General features: G+C 63.7%; 22 protein-coding genes and 1 tRNA gene. 7 read left to right on the top strand and 16 right to left on the bottom strand.

Translation table 11 applies throughout. From position 1 onward, the window contains the following. Positions 1-114: 114 nt before the first annotated feature. From QRN34_RS06580 to QRN34_RS06560, 5 genes are all read right to left on the bottom strand, one after another. Positions 115-669 (bottom strand): hypothetical protein, encoded by a 555-nt coding sequence (locus QRN34_RS06580; RefSeq protein WP_285403136.1) that lies wholly within the window; start codon positions 667-669, stop codon positions 115-117. 55 nt (positions 670-724) lie between these two features. Then, positions 725-1,858, bottom strand: coding sequence for a PilW family protein (locus QRN34_RS06575; protein WP_285403134.1), 1,134 nt, complete (start codon positions 1,856-1,858; stop codon positions 725-727). Positions 1,859-1,962: 104 nt separating this feature from the next. Beyond that, positions 1,963-2,427: a hypothetical protein gene (locus QRN34_RS06570; protein WP_285403132.1), complete on the bottom strand. Its 465-nt coding sequence runs from the start codon at positions 2,425-2,427 to the stop codon at positions 1,963-1,965. 10 nt (positions 2,428-2,437) lie between these two features. Further along, positions 2,438-3,016 (bottom strand): GspH/FimT family pseudopilin, encoded by a 579-nt coding sequence (locus QRN34_RS06565; RefSeq protein WP_285403130.1) that lies wholly within the window; start codon positions 3,014-3,016, stop codon positions 2,438-2,440. Further along, positions 3,013-3,471: a type IV pilin protein gene (locus QRN34_RS06560; protein ID WP_285403128.1), complete on the bottom strand. Its 459-nt coding sequence runs from the start codon at positions 3,469-3,471 to the stop codon at positions 3,013-3,015. Before QRN34_RS06560 ends, QRN34_RS06565 begins: the two co-directional genes overlap by 4 nt. A gap of 199 nt (positions 3,472-3,670) precedes the next feature. Between QRN34_RS06560 and QRN34_RS06555 the strand changes: the two genes are divergently transcribed. From QRN34_RS06555 to QRN34_RS06545, 3 genes are all read left to right on the top strand, one after another. Further along, complete coding sequence (locus QRN34_RS06555) at positions 3,671-3,850, top strand: hypothetical protein (protein ID WP_285403127.1); 180 nt, start codon at positions 3,671-3,673, stop codon at positions 3,848-3,850. 116 nt (positions 3,851-3,966) lie between these two features. Next, positions 3,967-4,227 (top strand): hypothetical protein, encoded by a 261-nt coding sequence (locus tag QRN34_RS06550; protein ID WP_285403125.1) that lies wholly within the window; start codon positions 3,967-3,969, stop codon positions 4,225-4,227. A 159-nt stretch (positions 4,228-4,386) separates the two neighbouring features. Further along, complete coding sequence (locus QRN34_RS06545; protein ID WP_285403123.1) at positions 4,387-4,623, top strand: hypothetical protein; 237 nt, start codon at positions 4,387-4,389, stop codon at positions 4,621-4,623. Positions 4,624-4,632: 9 nt separating this feature from the next. Here the strand turns inward: QRN34_RS06545 and QRN34_RS06540 are convergent, their stop codons facing one another. After that, positions 4,633-5,058, bottom strand: a complete 426-nt coding sequence (locus QRN34_RS06540) for a helix-turn-helix domain-containing protein (RefSeq protein ID WP_285403121.1) — start codon at positions 5,056-5,058, stop codon at positions 4,633-4,635. A 111-nt stretch (positions 5,059-5,169) separates the two neighbouring features. Between QRN34_RS06540 and QRN34_RS06535 the strand changes: the two genes are divergently transcribed. From QRN34_RS06535 to QRN34_RS06525, 3 genes are all read left to right on the top strand, one after another. Further along, positions 5,170-5,934, top strand: a complete 765-nt coding sequence (locus QRN34_RS06535) for an SDR family oxidoreductase (RefSeq protein ID WP_285403119.1) — start codon at positions 5,170-5,172, stop codon at positions 5,932-5,934. Positions 5,935-6,036: 102 nt separating this feature from the next. Continuing rightward, positions 6,037-6,474 carry a hypothetical protein gene (locus tag QRN34_RS06530; RefSeq protein WP_285403117.1) on the top strand — a complete coding sequence of 146 codons (438 nt, stop codon included), beginning with the start codon at positions 6,037-6,039 and terminating at the stop codon, positions 6,472-6,474. A 76-nt stretch (positions 6,475-6,550) separates the two neighbouring features. Then, complete coding sequence (locus QRN34_RS06525; RefSeq protein ID WP_285403115.1) at positions 6,551-6,889, top strand: cupin domain-containing protein; 339 nt, start codon at positions 6,551-6,553, stop codon at positions 6,887-6,889. A 223-nt stretch (positions 6,890-7,112) separates the two neighbouring features. On the opposite strand, the gene QRN34_RS06520 is transcribed toward QRN34_RS06525, so the two are convergent. From QRN34_RS06520 to murJ, 7 genes are all read right to left on the bottom strand, one after another. Further along, positions 7,113-7,310, bottom strand: a complete 198-nt coding sequence (locus QRN34_RS06520; RefSeq protein ID WP_285403113.1) for a DUF3606 domain-containing protein — start codon at positions 7,308-7,310, stop codon at positions 7,113-7,115. Positions 7,311-8,346: 1,036 nt separating this feature from the next. After that, positions 8,347-8,422, bottom strand: a tRNA-Thr gene (locus QRN34_RS06515). 43 nt (positions 8,423-8,465) lie between these two features. Further along, a complete protein-coding gene (ispH, locus tag QRN34_RS06510; protein ID WP_285403110.1) occupies positions 8,466-9,407 on the bottom strand; it encodes a 4-hydroxy-3-methylbut-2-enyl diphosphate reductase in 942 nt (313 codons plus the stop codon). Positions 9,408-9,454: 47 nt separating this feature from the next. Next, a complete protein-coding gene (gene lspA, locus QRN34_RS06505; protein ID WP_036143164.1) occupies positions 9,455-9,961 on the bottom strand; it encodes a signal peptidase II in 507 nt (168 codons plus the stop codon). A gap of 82 nt (positions 9,962-10,043) precedes the next feature. Then, a complete protein-coding gene (gene ileS / locus QRN34_RS06500) occupies positions 10,044-12,905 on the bottom strand; it encodes an isoleucine--tRNA ligase (RefSeq protein ID WP_285403108.1) in 2,862 nt (953 codons plus the stop codon). 48 nt (positions 12,906-12,953) lie between these two features. Continuing rightward, entirely contained in the window at positions 12,954-13,910 is a 957-nt protein-coding gene (locus tag QRN34_RS06495; protein WP_285403106.1) for a bifunctional riboflavin kinase/FAD synthetase, read from the bottom strand. Positions 13,911-14,010: 100 nt separating this feature from the next. Then, positions 14,011-15,618 (bottom strand): murein biosynthesis integral membrane protein MurJ, encoded by a 1,608-nt coding sequence (murJ, locus tag QRN34_RS06490; RefSeq protein WP_285403104.1) that lies wholly within the window; start codon positions 15,616-15,618, stop codon positions 14,011-14,013. 200 nt (positions 15,619-15,818) lie between these two features. Between murJ and rpsT the strand changes: the two genes are divergently transcribed. Next, the gene (rpsT, locus tag QRN34_RS06485) at positions 15,819-16,082 is read left to right on the top strand and encodes a 30S ribosomal protein S20 (RefSeq protein WP_036143173.1); all 264 of its coding nucleotides are present in this window, start codon (positions 15,819-15,821) and stop codon (positions 16,080-16,082) included. Between the two features lie 245 nt (positions 16,083-16,327). Here the strand turns inward: rpsT and cgtA are convergent, their stop codons facing one another. From cgtA to rplU, 3 genes are all read right to left on the bottom strand, one after another. Beyond that, complete coding sequence (cgtA, locus tag QRN34_RS06480; protein WP_285403101.1) at positions 16,328-17,395, bottom strand: Obg family GTPase CgtA; 1,068 nt, start codon at positions 17,393-17,395, stop codon at positions 16,328-16,330. A gap of 87 nt (positions 17,396-17,482) precedes the next feature. Next, positions 17,483-17,740: a 50S ribosomal protein L27 gene (rpmA, locus tag QRN34_RS06475; RefSeq protein WP_036111438.1), complete on the bottom strand. Its 258-nt coding sequence runs from the start codon at positions 17,738-17,740 to the stop codon at positions 17,483-17,485. A 20-nt stretch (positions 17,741-17,760) separates the two neighbouring features. Continuing rightward, positions 17,761-18,075 carry a 50S ribosomal protein L21 gene (gene rplU / locus QRN34_RS06470; RefSeq protein ID WP_036143179.1) on the bottom strand — a complete coding sequence of 105 codons (315 nt, stop codon included), beginning with the start codon at positions 18,073-18,075 and terminating at the stop codon, positions 17,761-17,763. Positions 18,076-18,230: the final 155 nt, after the last annotated feature.

Genomic DNA, 18,230 nt, shown 5'->3' with positions numbered 1-18,230 from the left:
CTTTTCCGTAGGGCACACAGCCCGAAGTTTTCACAAGGCCGACAAATGCCGGACACCCTCACAACCTGTCACTACCTGCCCTTTCGGATCTCGCATGCACTGCCCGCTAACGGCTCAGCGCAGGATCGTCTGAACGAACGCCACCGAATTCTTCCCGCTTTCCACCCGCACACTCAATCTATATGCCGCAGCGGAACCCGTCGTATTGAACGGAATGCCTGGGTCGCTTGTCGTGTTGGAACTTGTGCCACCCGTCAATGCTTTGCCGGGAACCACGCACGTCGTGAGGGTTGCAGGGCCTGTCGTCGGGCACAGGCGCTCGATCATGTAATAAACATGATTACCAGAACTCACCGTTCCATAAGTTACCTCATGAATCTTCGAGTAATCCGGATCATAAATTGCCTTGGGCAAGTCCGGACGAACCTCGGAAGCCGTCTGCACAGATGAGTAATAACCAATTGTCGTGTCGCTCTGATCACTGGTCGGAGGCGCATAGACCGTCAGCGACTTGACCTCACCATAGGCTCGCTCAGCCTCCTGCAGCGCGGATTGCCGAAATGCCAGGGTGCCCGCCACCGAGTTCGATGTATCGACCGAATGCATGAGAGCAACTACGGCAAGCAATGTCACGATGAGCACAATCAGAGCGATGAGCGTAGCGACCATGCCGCGCTGTCGCGAAGGACCACCTTGGAAGACCTTCAATCTACGCATGCTCACCTCAAAAATACTGCTTGATGTAATTGTTGCGAATGGGGATGACCATGTCGTATACCTTGTAGCGATAGCTCGACGATGTGGTAATCGTGTACTGGTTGGCCGTGGCCTGGTCGGGAAACAGCGTAAGCGTGGTCGGGCCGGTATAGCCGATGTAACCCGCCCCCTGCACCGACGCAGCGGTGGCCGGGGCCGCACGCTCCATCTGCCGGCTTTGTACGACGACGGCGACACGCACGGCGAGAATTTGCGCGCGCGCCAGAACGGCTGCCGGCGTGTCGGTCGCAGGACTCAGTGCGGCAATACCCCACGTGGCGCCCGACGGCTGCACCCACTCGTCGATAATCCCATCGCCCGCCACGTGGCCCGTGCCCGCCCCGTCGTCAACGCCGTACAGCGCCTTCATATTGACGACGCTGTCGGCAATTGGAACTCCCGGCAAGGCAGCGGAACTGGTCGCAGACCTCTGCAGAAGATCGTAGGAAAGTAGCGAGTTGGTCGTGGTATCGACACCAAAAAGAGTGACCGCGGGATCAAGGCCCCAGTCCATGAGATAGGCTGAGCCGGTGTATGTACCATCAAAGCTACCCGACGGCGCATCACCAGCGGTTAGCACGATCGTGCCCGTACCTGATCCGATCGTGACACTCTGCGCCTTGCCCAGCGTGCATGAACCGCTTTTGTCTGAAATAAGCACGTAATCGCCCGTCGCGAAACCAAAAGCGTTATCGACCACCACGTTCGCCCCGGACGTGGACGTCACGTTGGTTTTAAAAACTCTTAAGGAAGGGTTGCCCCGTACAATTCCTATAACGTCGGGATTTGTGGCACCTCCGCTGGCAACAAGAACAGGGGTGGCCAACGTCCTCAATGGCCAGTTGGCGAAAGGTGCTGCTAAAGCACTGGCACGAGGGAGGCGTTTGGTAGCTTGCGAATAGGCCGTAATCGCACAACCCCATACGCCATAGTTCTTACCTTGCACTAGCGCGCTGCCTGCGGTGCGGATTTCGCGTTCCAGCGCAACAGCTGCGAAGCTGCCACTCTGTTGCGCGTCGCTGCCGGCCGTCGTTGTGCGCTTCTGCGATTCGAAAGCGGCGAATGCCGACATGATGCCAAGCGTGCAGATAATGCTGATCACGATGCCGACCATGAGCTCGACTAGCGAAAAGCCCGAAACATCGTTTGCTCTGTACTCATGTACCGAGCCACCATGCGACCTGTTCATACTCCCTGGCCTCTTTCTCACGTGCGATCGATCTGGGTAATAGTGACGTACTGGTGTGCCGGGTCGGCATTTGCGGCGTTAGGACTCTTCCACCGCACGGTGATCGTAACTAGGCCAGCCGCAGTGATGGCAACCGTCGGAGGGTAGGCAGCGACGCCTGGAAGGCAATTCGTGGAAGCCTTCACCTGACTGCAGTCAAGCTGATTCAACCATGCAGCATACGCGGGCGCAGTGAGCGTGTTGGGGTCGCCCTGGAAGTTTGCAACGAGCGTAGCCGTATCGGACGTCCACATCTGTGCCACGAGGCGATCCGCCTGCAAGGCGGCATCGGTGCGGTATTTCGCGTCGGCCGCCAGCAGCGTTGCATTCGCCTGCACAGCCAGCAAACCCATCACGCCTACCGAAAAAATGAGGATGGCTATCAAGGCGTCGATCATCACGAAGCCAGACCGGTGGCTAGCGCGCAACCTGAGACGTTTCATGAGCACACCTTTAGAGACAACCGTTTGCGGCAGTGCTTCGGGAAAGACCCGCGTCGCACATCTGGATCGATCCGCCTGCACTTATGGTGGTGGCAAGCCTTCGTGTACCCGCCGCGCTCGAAGAGGTATCGATGCGAATAAGCGCATTGCTGCCGAAGTCTGAACTTAGTGGGCGTGCGAGCGGCGTAAAGGTTATCCCGCCAGGGGGGCTACCCGTAACAGGAGAAAAATTGGTCAATGCAGCGACCGTCTTGTCCGTGGATACGATTACCCCGGCGGTTTCACCGGCGGCGTGGACCTCGATGAGGCTGGCGGGGACGCTGGGATCGCACGCGGTAGCCGTTACGGCCAGCTGGCAGACCTGCCAGGTCGTATCGGTGGACGTCAGCTCGAACCGGACATTGACGCCTCGCTGAGTCGCTTCGTTACGTGCAAGCCTGATGCCATTTTGAATGGACTCGGCCGCACCACGCACGCGCGTATTGGCTGTCCAAACACGGTAGTTCGGTACAGCGAGCGCCACGAGAATCGCCACGATGGTGATCGTGATCAATAATTCGACCAAGCTGAACCCGCTCATCCGCTTCATGTGCAGTCGCCGGACTTTCGCACCACCCAGCAAGAACTCGTCGGCGCAGTCCATTTTGGCGGCAGGCCTGTCGTTTTCCGCGTATTCGTCTGGTCGATGGTGAAAACGAAGCTATCCGCACCTTTACCTGCAATGCCCGTTGCCATTGCGAGGTAGGTCGATTGGGTTCCGGTGCACGTGTACGTAAAGAAATTGGTTGCGGCCGCGGGAAGCGGAGCGCCACAGGCTGCTCCATTCACATAGGAACGATTGTCCTGGTAATACTGCTCCATCTTCGTTCGATAATCGGACAGTAGATTCTGCGCCTCGGTCAACTTGGACCTAGTCAGATAGTCGCGATACATCGGAATCGCGATCGCCGCGAGAATGGCAATAATCGCCACCACAATCATGAGTTCGATCAGGGTAAAACCCGACGACGCGCGAGTGTCGCGCGACAGGATGCGTTGCTTCACGATGCCCCCAAAAACAGATAAATCCGTTAGCCCAACGTACCCTCGGCCTACAAGCAAGCCAAGTACCGCTAGACGAACGGGAGTATTTCGCCGACAAGCGGCTTGGACCGTTCCCGTCATGGACCGGCGACGCACCGGGTACGGCGAGTTCACGCCATGTGGCCTCACATAACGCCGAACCCCATTGAGGAAATTCGCCATGACCCACGACCGCCAGGACGTCACCCACCCCGACCACGGCCAGCCCACGCACCCCGAGACCGAGGCCGAGAAGCAGTCCCGCAAGGACAAGGCCAGCGAGAACCTCGACCATGCGCTGGAAGAAAGCATGGACGGCAGCGATCCGGTATCGCCTTTCGTGCCCGCCAAGGCCCCCTGAGTAAGCCGGGGCCGCAACGTCGTAACGCCACCCGCCGACATCGTGCCGTAGCGTTGGGATAACGAAGCGGTCACGGATCGGCGGAGACAATAGCGGGGTTAAGTAGGAGTGCCCCAGTGCTAGCGCAATATGTTTTCACAGCCGCCAACGCCATTTTTCGCATCGTCCGCCACGGTCATCGCTGGCGCGCCCTGCGCGACGCCGTTGAGCTGGGCCGGTTCGAGACGGCCGAGGCTGCCATGATCGGCTTGCGCGACATGTGCCGCGATGTTCGCCTGCCGCGCCGCCTCACTGACTGGCGTTTCCTGCCGCCCGCCGCCCTGGGCCATCTCGCGCCGCCCAGCCCGGCCGTGCTCGCCCGCCTGTCGGCCGCCTGATGCGTTGGACCACCGCAGGTGGTTGAAGGATCTGCCGTTCCGGCTGCCGATTCGGCGCAAGAGTCCGACGCCTCCACCGATAGAAAGGTAACCGAGCGACCCGACTGCCTGTCCGAGGCTTCCGAGGGCTCGCCGGGAGGCGGTGTGCGAGGCGTAGTGATGTGGTACCACCCCGAGTTGAAGATGGCCCTGGTGGAAATCGAAGACGGGTTCGCCGTAGGGGCCGTCGAGGAAGGTTCGTGCACCATCGGCGATATCCTCAGTGGCCAGTTCCGCCGTGACGAGGTCGAGCACCTCTGCAACTTGAGCACCGGCGGCTCCGTGATGTTTCACGTCGAGGCGGATCACGTCTCCGAAGGCGAAGCCAACGACCTGCTCGGCCTGCTGCGGGACTGAGCAGGGTCGTCAGTCGTCCGCCTGCCGCGCCTTGAAGGCAGCACGTGACGCGACGATGGCATCGTGGTGCTCTTCCGCCCACAGCCACACCCCGCAGAATGCCGCGCCCAGGCTCAGTCCGATCGGCGTCAGCTCGTATTCCACACGCGGCGGAACCACGGGATACACAGTGCGGGTGACCAGCCCATCGGCCTCCATCTGGCGCAGCGTCTTGGTCAGCATCTTCTGGCTGACGTCACCGATGAGCTGGGCCAGGCGGCCGAAACGCAAGCGACCGTGGTCCGCCAATACCTCAAGGCAAAGCATCGTCCACTGATCGGCGATGCGCCCGATGATGTCGCGCACCAGCGCATCCAGCGCGGCGTCGGTACGCTGCTCGCCCAGGGCGCGACAGGGCTCGTCGTAGTGGGGCTTGCGCGGTGATGGAGACGACATGGAGCGGACCCTTGGTTACCGTTCGGTAAGTATGGAACATTCCGGAGCCTACTTTCCACGGGAGAGTGATGGTTCTAGCCTTGGCCTTACCTATTCACTACGAGGCGACCCATGGACATCAAGGGCAATACCATTCTCATCACGGGCGGCGGTTCCGGCATCGGTCGCGCCCTGGCCGAGGCTTTCCATGCACGCGGTAACCAGGTCGTGATCGCGGGGCGTCGTCAGGCCGCGCTGGACGAGACCACCGCCGCCAACCCCGGCATGGCCTCCGCCTTGCTCGACATCGAGGCCCCCTCTTCCATTGGTCAGTTCGCGGAACGGCTTACCCGTGAGCATCCCGCGCTCAACGTGGTGATCCACAACGCCGGCATCATGCGGCCCGAGGACATAAAGGACGGCGCCACGGATGCCGCCGAGGCCACTATCGCCACCAACCTGCTGGGCCCCATCCGCCTCAACGCCGCGCTGATCGGCCATTTGCTGGCGCAGCCGAAGGCAACGGTGATGACGGTGTCCTCCGGCCTGGCATTCACCCCGCTCTCGCTCACGCCGACCTACTGCGCCACCAAGGCGGCGATCCACTCGTACTCGAACTCGCTGCGCTACCAGCTCCGGAACAGCAACGTGCAGGTGATGGAGCTGGTGCCCCCTTACGTGCAGACCGAGCTGATGGGCGAACGCCAGAAGAGCGACCCGAATGCCATGCCATTGGACGTGTTCATCACGGAAGTGATGGGGCTGATCGAATCGCAGCCGGATGCCCACGAGATCCTGGTCGAGCGGGTCAAGCCGTTGCGCTTCGCCGAAGCCAGCGGCAACTTCGAGGCGTTCTTCCAGCAGTTCAACGACCAGATGGCCAGGCACGCGCCCTGACGGCATCTTTTACGACAGCGTTACCCGGAAAGCGCCCGGGTAGCGCAGCGTTTTTACGCATCGCCGCCGGATACTGGACTCCCTTTCATGGAGTCACCGGCAATGTCGATCGTCGTGATCACGGGCCCGCGCCACGGCGCGGCACACGCCACTTTGGCCGACGAGGCCATGTGTCGCCTGTGGGACCGCGCGCAGGCCGCCGGCACGGACCTCCTCTGGCGTCCGTGCAGTGACTTCCACGACGTGGTGATGCAACTGGATCACTCGCCCGCCGACCACGCGCAGCTGGTGCTGCTGGATGTCGATGCCGACGAGGTGCCCGCCTGTGACGTAGGGCCGCTACGCGATGCGCTGGCGGCGTTGCATGTGCCCTACATCGAGATGCACGACGACAGCGACGCCTCCGACGCGTCGGCACTGGTGCCGTCGCATCCGTCGCTGGTGAGCGTGGTGGTGCCGGGCGACACGATGGCCGGGTATGACATGGCGCTGTCGATCGGCTTGCGGTATCTGGCGTGCGATGTGCGAATGGCGGCTTGAGTGGGCGTTGCCGGCGGCGATAACTCACATCGCATACTCGGCGTGGCTATCATGGACCTGCGCGCAGGACCACCTGATGGACCGCACTCCGAGAGTATTCATCGTGAAAATTATTCGCAGCAAAGACTTTGTAGCGTCGAAAGCCTGGGGAGCCCTGGATATCGCCAATATGCGAGGCATCACTACCAGGCTTCACTGGGCGGATCAGCCCTATAAATGGCACGTCAACGATGGTGAAGAAGTCTTCGCCGTGCTGGATGGTCGCGTCCGGATGCTCTATCGGGAGCACGGGTTAGAAAAGTCAGTCACCCTCGAAACAGGCGACGTGTTCTATGCGTCGGTTGGTACAGAGCATGTAGCTCACCCGATCGGCGAGGCGCGCATCCTAGTCATAGAGACCGCCGGTAGCGTGTAGTTAATATCGGGGGCCATGGTTCCGGAGTTCCTTACTCTGCCTCTATGGGCGACGCCATCTTTACCGGCGAATACTACGGGGGCGCGGTTCCGTGCCCAGCCAGTCGTAAACAAGACTGATGCTGCTGGTCAGCAGGACGTCGCCCGGGCAGTCTTTGCCACCGGACACTCCGCGTGACCGAAGCCCTGAACGCCATCGGGCACGACCGTACGTAAGGGCCAGCCTACGCCGAGTGCACCTGTGGCCAGCTGTCCAGGAATGCCTTCACATCCTCCGCATCGTTGCCCACTTGGTGGGTCGCATCGAGTAACGCCTGCGGAACGACGCCAAGGACAAGAGACCACAGCTGAACATCGTTCGGGTCGTCAAGCCGGATGCGCCTGTCAATCGTGTAACCCATTTCGTTGTCTTTAGTGTCCACGGCGATGCTCGATGGTTGAGTATTGCGAATTAAGCGGGGCGGTCGAAAACCCGAGTTTCTATGAGTTTTTCGACGTAGATACGTAGCTGATCAAGCCGTCCCGTACCATGATGCGGACCGCGTATGAGCATGCGCGCTGAACGGACGCAGCGTCGCAACGTTCGCTCCGTAGCAATGCAGCTTGCAGCCCCTCTATCGCTTCGCGCGTTTCACCAAACCCTCGATCTGCTGCCATCTCGCGCAACGCGAACGAGTGGGCCCTGGCTTGGCTAACGTCTTCGGATTTAAGAGCAAGGAAGAGCTCAAAGGCTCTCCGCGATACCGCGTGATGACGCCCCACCGGCGATAGACGGCCAAACAGAGTCACCCATACGTCGTCGGCAGCGCCATCGGATATCTGGAGCGCATCGTCGAACGCCCTGCCGGCGTTTATTCGTTGCTGAAATTGTTGCCGGAGCATGTGCCCTCCCCCTTAGGAACTCACTAAATATCGGGAAGCATCACGCGTGCCAAATCCAAGCCTTTGATTTCAAAACTAACTTATTCAGGCCTTGCCGAAAAAGGGCCACTTTTTGCCGAGCCGGGGCACAACGTGGCGAAGGCGACCACGCTCGTCGGATGCGCCTCGGATCGAACGAGTCGAGCCCTCCCCAAGTCATGCATCCAAAAATGGGGACCGCCGTATCTAGCGATATGCCCATACAAACTGCCGCCGTGCCAACCTTGAAGCCCTGATAGATCAGCCGGAGGCTGATGACGTATCCACTCGGCAGGCACAAGCGGTGTACCTCGGGCGAGCACGTGCTTTAAAGCCCAAGGGCTGGATGAGCGATCCACGCACCTGCGAAGGGATTCAGATGGCGGGGCGAATGGCCTCGAACCGTTCCGGACGGTTGTTCTTCTGCGATGTCATGGCCTTCGACATGGGGTGATAGACCATGCCATGGGTGACCGAAGGCTGGGCACAAAAAAACCCGCTGTGAGGCGGGTTCAGATGCATTCCATGGAGTCTTGTGGACGGCCCTGGATAGATACTTGGTGCCGGAAATAGGAATCGAACCTACGACCTCATCATTACGAATGACGCGCTCTACCAACTGAGCTATTCCGGCGAGAAGCGGAATTCTAGGGAAGCTTGGCCTCCGGTGCAAGTCCTCAACCGGCCAGGCGGAGTTCCTTCGGCAGCGCGAAGGTGATGTTCTCGGCCTCGCCGTCCAGTTCGCGGACGGTGCCCGCGCCCCACGACTGCAGCCGGGCGATCACTTCCTGGACCAGTTTCTCCGGTGCGGAGGCGCCCGCGGTGACACCGATACGGGTGCGACCCTCCAGCCATTCGCGCTGGATGTACTCGGCGCCGTCGATCAGATAGGCGGTAACGCCCTGCTTCTCGGCCAGCTCCTTCAGGCGGTTGGAGTTGGAGCTGTTGATCGAGCCCACCACCAGCACCAGGTCCACGGCGTCGGCCAAGCGGCGCACGGCGTCCTGCCGGTTCTGGGTGGCGTAGCAGATGTCGTCCTTGCGCGGCCCCTCGATGGCGGCGAAACGCGCCCGGAGCGCCGCGATGATGGCGATGGTGTCGTCCACGGACAACGTGGTCTGGGTGACGAAGGCCAGCTTGTCGGGCTGCGACGGCGTCAGCTCGGCGACATCTTCCACGGACTCGACCAGGTAGATGCGGCCCTCGTTGGCCCGGTTCCACTGACCCATCGTGCCCTGCACCTCGGGATGCCCGGCATGGCCGATGAGAATGACGTCGTGGCCGGCGCGGCCCAGGCGCGCCACTTCCATGTGCACCTTGGTGACCAGCGGGCAGGTGGCGTCGAACACGTTGAGGCCGCGGCGGTCGGCTTCCTCGCGGACGGCCTTGGGCACGCCGTGGGCGCTGAAGATCACGGTGGAGCCGTCGGGTACGTCGTCCAGTTCCTCGACGAACACGGCGCCATCGGCGCGCAGGCGCTCGACGACGAAGCGGTTGTGGACCACTTCATGACGGACGTAGATCGGGGCGCCGTACGACTCCAGGGCGCGCTCCACGATCGCGATGGCGCGGTCGACGCCGGCGCAGAAACCACGGGGATTGGCGAGCAGGATGTCCAAGGGGACCTCGGTAGGAGCGATGGCCGCCGGGCGGCCGGACACCGCGATTATCGCACGGTCGGCTTATCGGGGCCGCTGAACAGGCTGAACACGATCAGGGCCACGGCGCCGACGCTGATGGCGGAATCGGCCACGTTGAACACCGGGAACGGGTAGCTGCCCAGGAACACCTGGATGAAATCGGTGACCTTGGCCGCATGCACGCGGTCGATCACGTTGCCCAGCGCACCGCCGACGATCAGCGCCAGCGGCAGCGCCGTCCGCCAGTCGCGTCGCGGCGTACGCGCCAGCCAGACCGTCAGTGTCACGCTGATGACGGCGGCCAGCAGCACGAAGAACCAGCGCTGCCAGCCCGCGCTATCGGCCAGGAAGCTGAAGGCCGCGCCGGTGTTGAAGGTCAGCGTCCAGTTGAGGATGCCGGGTATCACCGGGTGCGGCGTCTCGGCCGGCTGCAGGGCGGCCAGCGCCCACCACTTGGTGAGCTGGTCGAGCACGATCATCGCCGCGGCGAGCCACAGCCAGGACAGGGCATTGGGTTGGGGGCGTGCGGTCATGCGTAAGGCCAGTCAGCGAAGGCGAAGCGGTCCGCGCCGCCGGCACGGCGACGCGGGTGGTGCGTGCGGGGCAAGGACGCCCTCAGAACCAGCGGCGATCCTCGCCCTGCCCCGTCACGTTGTCCACGCAGCGACCGCAGATCTCCGGGTGCGCCGGATCGACCCCGACATCGGGGCGGTGGTGCCAGCAGCGGATGCACTTGGCTGCATCGCTGACAGCGGCGGACACGTAGACCTCCGCGCCGTCCAGCTCTACCCGCTCCGCCGAGGCCGGGCGACTTTCCAGGTCCGCCAGCGCCACGTCCGAGGTGATGAAGAAGAAGCGCAATTCGCTCGCCGACGCCGCCAGCGCGACCTGGGTGGCCTTGTCGGCGTGGATCGTCAGCGTGGCATCCAGCGAGGCACCGATCTGGCCAACCTTGCGCATGCCCTCGAGCACGCGGGACGCCGTCTCGCGGATGGCCAGCAGGTGGCTCCACCAGCCGCGCGTCTCGGCATCCTGGCGCGCGTCCAGGCCCTCGTACCACGTCTCGAACAGCGGCGATTCCTCGCGCGTGCCCGGCAGCTGAGCCCAGGCCTCTTCGGCCGTGAAGGTGACGATCGGCGTCAGCCAGCGCAGCATGGCCTCGGCGATGCGGTACATGGCGCTCTGCGCGCTGCGGCGGCCACGGCTGTCGGTCGGCATCGTGTAGAGCCGGTCCTTGGTGATATCCAGGTACAGCGCGCCCAGTTCGTTGGTGCAGAAGTTCTGCACACGCTGCACGATCTCCGGGAAGTCGTAGCGCTCGTAGGCCGCGACGATCGCAGCCTGCGTGTCGGCGGCCTGCTGCACGGCCCAGCGGTCCAGGTCGAGGCAGGCGTCCGTGGCGAGCAGGTGCTTGTCCGGATCGAAGCCGTCCAGGTTGCCGAGCAGGAAGCGCACCGTGTTGCGGATGCGCCGGTAGGTATCGGCCACGCGCTTGAGGATCTCGTCCGACAGTGACATCTCGTTACGGTAATCGGTCGAGCAGATCCACAGGCGCAGGATGTCCGCGCCGAGGGTCTTCATGATGTCCTGCGGCTCGATGCCGTTGCCCAGCGACTTGGACATCTTGCGGCCCTGCGCGTCCACCGTGAACCCGTGGGTCAGCACGTGGTCGTACGGCGCGCGGCCGTGGATGGCGGCCGAGGTAAGCAGCGAGGACTGGAACCACCCGCGATGCTGGTCCGAGCCCTCGAGATACATCACCTTGTATTCGCTGGCGTTGCCGGCCTGCAGCTCCGGGCGCGCACCGACCACGGCGAAGTGGCTGGTGCCCGAATCGAACCACACGTCCAGGACGTCGGTGACTTTCTCGTAGGTGTCGGCGTCGTCGCCGATCAGCTCGCGCGGGTCCAGCGTGAACCAGCAGTCGATGCCCTCCTGGGCCACCTTCTGCGCCACTTTCTCCATCAGGGCGACGGAGTCCGGATGCGGCTCGTGCGTGTTCTTGTCGATGAACAGGGTGATCGGCACGCCCCAGGTGCGCTGGCGCGAGATGCACCAGTCCGGGCGACCTTCCACCATGCCGCCGATGCGCTCTTCACCCCAGCCCGGCACCCAGCGCACGGAGCCGATCGCATCGAGCGCGGTGCGGCGCAGGCCGGCGGTCTCCATACCGATGAACCACTGCGGCGTGGCGCGGTAGATCACCGGGGTCTTGTGACGCCAGCAATGCGGGTAGCTGTGGGTGAGCTTGGCGAAGGCCAGCAGCACGCCACGACCACGCAGCAGGTCGACCAGTTGGTCGTTGGCCTTCCAGATGTGCGTGCCGGCCAGTGAGACATCGCCCGCAAGCGGCAGGTCCGAACGATAGACGCCGCGGCCGTCGACATAGTTGAGCGTGCCGATGCCGTAGTGCTGCCCGACCGCGAAGTCTTCCGCGCCGTGGTCCGGCGAGGTGTGCACGGCACCGGTGCCGTCTTCGTCCGACACGTGGTCGCCGAGGATCAGCGGCACCTGCCGGTCGTAGAACGGATGGCGCAGCGGCTTGTTTTCCAGCACGGCGCCCTGCACGCGGCCGAGCACACCGCCGGTGGTTTCCACGCCGTAACGGGCCAGCGCCTTCTCCACGAGGGCCGAGGCGATCACCAGCAGCACCCGCTTGCCGTCGCGCGACGGGCCCTCGACGAGGGCGTAGTCGATCTCGCCACCCAGCGACACCGCCTGGCTGGACGGCAGCGTCCACGGCGTGGTGGTCCAGATGGGCACGGCGACGATGGCATCGCCCACATCCACGCCGAACTCGGCACCGAGGTCCTTCGGGTACACGGCGTCGTAGGCCACGTCCACCGCCGGCGAGGTGCGCTCGGCATACTCGATCTCGGCCTCGGCCAGCGCCGAGCCGCAGTCGAAACACCAGTACACCGGCTTGGCGCCGCGGACCACGTGGCCGTTGTCGACGATGCGCGCCAGCGCGCGAATCATGTCGGCCTCGTAGGTGAAATCGAGCGTGCGGTACGGCTTTTCCCAGTCGCCCAGCACGCCCAGGCGCTTGAAGTCGGCGCGCTGCAGGTCGATCTGCGCCATCGCGTACTCGCGGCACTTCTGCCGGAATTCAGCGGCATTGAGCTTGTCGCCCGCCTTGCCGAACTTCTTCTCGATCGCGATCTCGATCGGCAGGCCGTGGCAATCCCAGCCGGGCACGTAAGGCGCGCGGTAGCCGGCCATCAGCCTGGACTTGACCACGACGTCCTTCAGCACCTTGTTGACCGCGTGGCCCAGGTGGATGGCGCCGTTGGCGTACGGCGGGCCGTCGTGCAGCACGAACACCTTGTCGCGACCGGCGGCCTTGGCCTGGATCTGCGCGTAGCGGCCCACGCGCTCCCACGTGGCCAGCCAGCCCGGCTCACGCTTGGGCAGGTCGCCGCGCATCGGGAAAGCCGTCTGCGGCAGGTTGATGGTGTTCTTGTAATCCTGGGTCATCGCTGGCAACCGTGGGTTTCGGGGCGGACGCGCGGTGCGCGCGTTCCGTCATGCATCGACAAGTATGGGGTTCATGCCAAGGGCCTGCCGGGCGGCGATCTCGTCCTGGCGCATCTGCGCGGTCAGGGCGTCAAGGCCGTCGAATTTTTCTTCGTCACGCAGTTTCCGGACGAATTCCACGGCGATGCGCATGCCGTAGAGGTCGCCGGAGAAGTCGAACAGGTGGGCTTCCAGCAGGGGCTCGGCCACTTCGTTCACGGTGGGCCGGACACCCAGGCTGGCCACGCCGGGCCAGCTGCACGGGCCCTCGCCCACACCGATGCGCACCGCGAAGATGCCGCGCACGGGACTGACCCGCTCCGGCAGGTGCACGTTGGCGGTGGGATAGCCCAGGGTGCGGCCCAGCTGCTTGCCGTACTCCACGTGTCCGTCGATGACGAACGGGCGGCCCAGCAGGGTGGCGGCATCGGCGAAACGGCTTTCGCCCAGCAACTGGCGCACCCGCGTGGACGACACGCGCTCGCCATCCACAAGCACCGGCGCCACGGCATGGGCCGTGAAGCCCAGCTCGGCGCCCATCGACTGCAGCAGGGCGAAATCCCCACCGCGACGATGGCCGAAACGGAAGTCCTCGCCCACCCACACCTCACGGGCGGCCAGACGCCCGACGATGACGCGACGGACGAAGTCCTCGGCGGACATCTGCGTCAGGGCTTCGTCGAAGCGCAGGGATAGCAATTGATCGATGCCGGCCGCCGTCATGCCTTCCGCCTTCTCGCGCATGCCCGACAGGCGCGGCACCGGGTCCTTCGAGAAGAAAGCGCGGGGCAGCGGCTCGAAGGTGATGACCGCAGGAACCAGGTCCTGGGCTTCGGCACGCTGGCGCACTTCGGCAAGGATGGCCTGGTGGCCCAGGTGGAGCCCGTCGAAGGCGCCGATCGCCACGACGCTGCCCTGGGGGGCGAGGCACGGGCCGTCGACGTCGCGGTGCAGTTGCAACGTCATGCGTGGTCGCCCTGGAATCGATGCGGAATAAAAGCCATCGGGCCAGTATAGCGGCCCCATTGCGCCGCACAATGCGACGCGGCAACGGTAGCCGGGCCCGTCAGCGCGCGCGGAGGTCGCGCAGGCGGAATCCGAGGGCGAACAACGCCGTGACGTAGGCACCCCCACCGGCGGCGACCAGGATGGCGAGGTGGCCGACGCGCTCCCACTTTTCCACGTCGCTCCACTCCGGCCAGACGTGCAGGCCGGCCAGCAGTACCACGATCATCGCGGCGCAGGCCACCGCCAGGCGGACCAGGTGCCGGCCCCATCCGGGCTGCCGCGTATACACACCGGCTTTGCCCAGCCAGCGCCACAGCAACAGCAGGTTGATGTAGCTGGCCAGGGCGCTGGCCATGCCCAATGCCATGTGCAGCCCCGGAATGGTCGCCAGCGCCGCCATCCAGGAGCCCGCTTTCTGCGCCGGGGTGGCCCAGAGGAAGAACAGCAGGCCCAGGAAAGCGACGTTGAACACCATGTTGGCCACCAGCGAGGCCACGCCCGCGCGGACGGGCGTGCGGGTGTCCTTGCGGGCGTAGAAGGCCGGCAACACCACCTTGACCAGGGCGAACGCCGGCAGGCCGAAGCTCAGCGCGGAAATCGACATCGACGCCATCTTCGTGTCGAACGCCGTGAAACGGCCGTGCTGGAAGATGGTCGCCACCAGGGGAAACGACAGGATCATCAGGGCGAACATGGCCGGCACCGCGATCAGCAGCGTGGTGCGCAGGCCCCAGTCCAGCGCGCGGGAGAAGCCGTCCTTGTCGGTGGCCACATGGTGTCGCGACAGCGAAGGCAGGATCACCGTGCCCAGCGCAACCCCGAACACGCCCAGCGGCAGTTCGAGGAAGCGGTCGGCCTGGGACAGCCAGCTCTGCGAGCCGGCGATCAGCAGCGAAGCGATCACCGTATCCAGCAGCAGGTTGATCTGCGCCACGGACGAGCCGAACAGGGTCGGCACCATCAGCGTCATGATCCGGCGCACCTCCGGCGAGCGCCAGCCCCAGCGCGGCAGCGCCAGCAGATCCAGCCGCTTCAGCGTGGGCAGCTGGAACACCAGTTGCAGGAAACCGGCGACCAGGATCGCCCAGCCCATCGCCATGATCGGCGTCTGCAGACGCGGCGCGAGCCACAGGGCGCCGGCGATCATGCACAGGTTGAGGATCACCGGGGTGAGCGCCGGCAGGCCGAAGCGGTGGAAGCTGTTGAGCGCGCCACCGCTCAGTGCGGTGAGCGAGACGAACAGCAGGAAGGGGAAGGTCAGGCGCAGCAGGTCCACCGTGAGGTCGAACTTGCCCGCGGAGTCCACCGCGCCCGGCGAAAACAGCGCGGTGACCTGCGGCGCGAAGATCACCCCCAGCGCCACGACCACCAGCAGCACGCCACCCAGTGTGCCGGAGGTGCGCGCCATCAGGTCCTTCAGGTCGGCGTGCGGCCGGGTTTCCTTGACCTCGGTGAACACCGGCACGAAGGCGGTGGAGAACGAGCCCTCGGCGAACAGCCGGCGCATGAAGTTGGGGATGCGAAAGGCCACCCAGAACGCATCCGTGGCGGCGTTGGCACCGAACGACGCGTTGATCGCCATGTCGCGTACCAGGCCGAGCACGCGAGAGATCATGGTCATGCCGCTGAAGGACAGCATGCCGCGAAGGAGACTGGGGGTTTTCATCCGTGCCGGGGGTTGCCTAAACGCGTAGTTTGACAGCGGCGACCGGGCGGAGGACAGTCCACCTTCTGGAAATTTCCGGGCGGTCACCGCCGGATCGCCCGACGGGCCTGCCCGCGCGGGCCCTAAGCTATTGACGCGCCCCGGCTTTGGCCTCAAAATGGGCGTCTTTCTTAAAACCAACCGAACTCTGGAGCTTCACCTTGGCCAACATCAAGTCCGCGAAGAAGCGTGCGCGTCAGTCGGAGCAGCGCCGTCTGCGCAACGTCAGCGCGCGTTCCATGGTGCGTTCCGCACTGAAGAAGGTCGTCAAGGCGATCGACGCCAAGGACAAGGCCAGCGCAGTCAGCGCGTACGCCATCGCCGTGCCGGTGATGGATCGTTACGCTGCCCGCGGCCTGATCCACAAGAATAAGGCCGCTCGTCACAAGAGCCGCCTGAACGCGAAGATCCGCGACCTGGCGTAAGCCTGCGCGACATCGCTGTTTACGGAAAAGCCGGCGCAAGCCGGCTTTTTTGTGTGCGTTTTTTCAGGGAGATCGCGCTCATCGTGGATCGTGGATCGTGGATCGTGGATCGCGCACATCGTGCGCTCCTACACGGGTAGGCGGTGCGTCACGCTTTGTAGGAGCGCACGATGTGCGCGATAGGCCGGCACGACGCAAAACGACGCCCCGGCAATACCGCACCCACCCCACTACGCCACCCCGCGTTACTCGCCCCGCATACGCACGTCGTTGGACACTTCCTTCTGGTCGCGGTGCTTCTCGCGCTCGGTGTCGAAGAACTGCTGCACCTTCAGGCAGACATCCCACGTGCCGATCTCCGATGCGGCCGACACCAGGAACCAGGGCTCCTTCCATTCCAGTCGGGCAACGATGTCGTCGGCAACCTGCTTCAGCTCGTCCTCGTCGGAATAGACGTCGGACTTGTTGATGACCAGCCAGCGCGGACGTTCAACCAACTCGGCATCGAAGTTCTTCAACTCGTGCTCGATCGTACGCACCTGCTCCACCGGGTCCGAGCCGTCGATGGGCCGGATGTCCACCACGTGCAGTAGCAGGCTGGTACGCGACACATGGCGCAGGAACTGGATACCCAGGCCCGCACCCTCGGCCGCACCCTCGATGATGCCGGGGATATCGGCAACGACGAAACTCTGGTCGGTGCCGATGCGCACGACACCCAGGTTCGGATGCAGCGTGGTAAACGGGTAATCCGCCACGCGCGGCGTGGCCGCCGACACGGCACGGATGAACGTGCTCTTGCCTGCGTTGGGAAAGCCCAGCAAGCCGACATCCGCCAGCAGGCGCAGCTCCATCTTGATGTCGCGAACCTCACCGGGCGTACCCGGGGTGAACTTGCGCGGCGCGCGGTTCACCGAGCTCTTGAAATGAATGTTACCGAGGCCGCCACGACCGCCCTGCGCCACCTTCAGGCGCTGGCCGTGAGCCGTGAGGTCGCCAATCACCTCATCGGTATCGACGTTGGTGATCACCGTGCCGACGGGCACGCGGATCTCGACATCGTCGGCGCCCTTGCCGTACATCTGGCTACCCATGCCGGCCTGGCCGCGCTTGGCCTTGAACGAGCGCATGTGGCGGAAGTCGACCAGCGTGTTCAGGCCCTCGTCCGCCACCAGCCAGACCGAGCCGCCGCTGCCGCCGTCGCCACCATCCGGTCCACCGAAGGGGATGAATTTCTCTCGACGGAAGCTGACGCAGCCGTTGCCGCCGTCACCGGCCGAGACTCTGATTTGCGCTTCGTCGACGAATTTCATGGATAGGAACCTGGATAAAAAGTGATGCCGCTTTACAAACGAAAAGCCCCGCCGTGGGCGGGGCCTTCGTTATCGCGTCGGAAAGGCTTACGCCTGGACGACGTCGACGAACTTGCGACCCTTGTCGCCGCGGGTCTTGAAGGCAACCGTGCCATCGACCAGCGCGAACAGGGTGTGGTCGCGGCCGAGGCCGACGCCCACGCCAGCGTGGAACTTGGTGCCACGCTGACGAACGATGATGTTGCCGGCTTCGACAGCCTGGCCGCCATAGATCTTCACACCGAGATACTTCGGGTTCGAATCGCGACCGTTACGGCTGGAACCTACGCCTTTCTTATGTGCCATGACTCATATCCTCCGGCAGATCAGGCGTTGATGCCCGTGATCTCGATTTCGGTGTAATGCTGACGATGTCCCTGCGTGCGCTTGTAGTGCTTGCGACGACGGAACTTGACGATGCGGATCTTATCCGCGCGGCCGTGGGCGCGAATCTTCGCGCTGACGGTGGCACCGGCGACCAGCGGGGCGCCGACGGTGATCGACTCGCCTTCGCCCACCAGGAGGACCTGGTCGAACTGGACGGTGGAATCGACTTCAGCGGTGAGCAGCTCGACGCGCAGGACTTCGCCTGCCATCACACGATACTGCTTGCCACCGGTCTTGATGACTGCGTAGCTCATGGTTATTTCCTGTTGCTGATTATGTAGTTCTTTTTAGGTGTTACGGGTCGTGCGAACTGCCAATTATAGCCAGTGGGAAAAGGTCAGGTCAATCAGAGGCGTAGGAGCAACTGTCTTTTTCAGGCCTCTACCGTTCCGTGCCATGGAGTCTGATC

The organism is Luteibacter sp. ME-Dv--P-043b, from assembly GCF_030209605.1.
Classification (GTDB): Bacteria; Pseudomonadota; Gammaproteobacteria; order Xanthomonadales; family Rhodanobacteraceae; genus Luteibacter.
Note: the sequence above shows the minus strand (reverse complement) of the source record. Positions and strands in the feature narration are given on the sequence as shown.

Coding starts and splice junctions, on each gene's coding strand:
- QRN34_RS06580 (WP_285403136.1), bottom strand. CDS start 669: ATGGTCGCTACGCTCATCGCTCTGATTGTGCTCATCGTGACATTGCTT.
- QRN34_RS06570 (WP_285403132.1), bottom strand. CDS start 2,427: ATGAAACGTCTCAGGTTGCGCGCTAGCCACCGGTCTGGCTTCGTGATG.
- QRN34_RS06565 (WP_285403130.1), bottom strand. CDS start 3,016: ATGAAGCGGATGAGCGGGTTCAGCTTGGTCGAATTATTGATCACGATC.
- QRN34_RS06555 (WP_285403127.1), top strand. CDS start 3,671: ATGACCCACGACCGCCAGGACGTCACCCACCCCGACCACGGCCAGCCC.
- QRN34_RS06545 (WP_285403123.1), top strand. CDS start 4,387: ATGTGGTACCACCCCGAGTTGAAGATGGCCCTGGTGGAAATCGAAGAC.
- QRN34_RS06540 (WP_285403121.1), bottom strand. CDS start 5,058: ATGTCGTCTCCATCACCGCGCAAGCCCCACTACGACGAGCCCTGTCGC.
- QRN34_RS06535 (WP_285403119.1), top strand. CDS start 5,170: ATGGACATCAAGGGCAATACCATTCTCATCACGGGCGGCGGTTCCGGC.
- QRN34_RS06530 (WP_285403117.1), top strand. CDS start 6,037: ATGTCGATCGTCGTGATCACGGGCCCGCGCCACGGCGCGGCACACGCC.
- QRN34_RS06525 (WP_285403115.1), top strand. CDS start 6,551: ATGGACCGCACTCCGAGAGTATTCATCGTGAAAATTATTCGCAGCAAA.
- lspA (WP_036143164.1), bottom strand. CDS start 9,961: ATGACCGCACGCCCCCAACCCAATGCCCTGTCCTGGCTGTGGCTCGCC.
- ileS (WP_285403108.1), bottom strand. CDS start 12,905: ATGACCCAGGATTACAAGAACACCATCAACCTGCCGCAGACGGCTTTC.
- QRN34_RS06495 (WP_285403106.1), bottom strand. CDS start 13,910: ATGACGTTGCAACTGCACCGCGACGTCGACGGCCCGTGCCTCGCCCCC.
- murJ (WP_285403104.1), bottom strand. CDS start 15,618: ATGAAAACCCCCAGTCTCCTTCGCGGCATGCTGTCCTTCAGCGGCATG.
- cgtA (WP_285403101.1), bottom strand. CDS start 17,395: ATGAAATTCGTCGACGAAGCGCAAATCAGAGTCTCGGCCGGTGACGGC.
- rpmA (WP_036111438.1), bottom strand. CDS start 17,740: ATGGCACATAAGAAAGGCGTAGGTTCCAGCCGTAACGGTCGCGATTCG.
- rplU (WP_036143179.1), bottom strand. CDS start 18,075: ATGAGCTACGCAGTCATCAAGACCGGTGGCAAGCAGTATCGTGTGATG.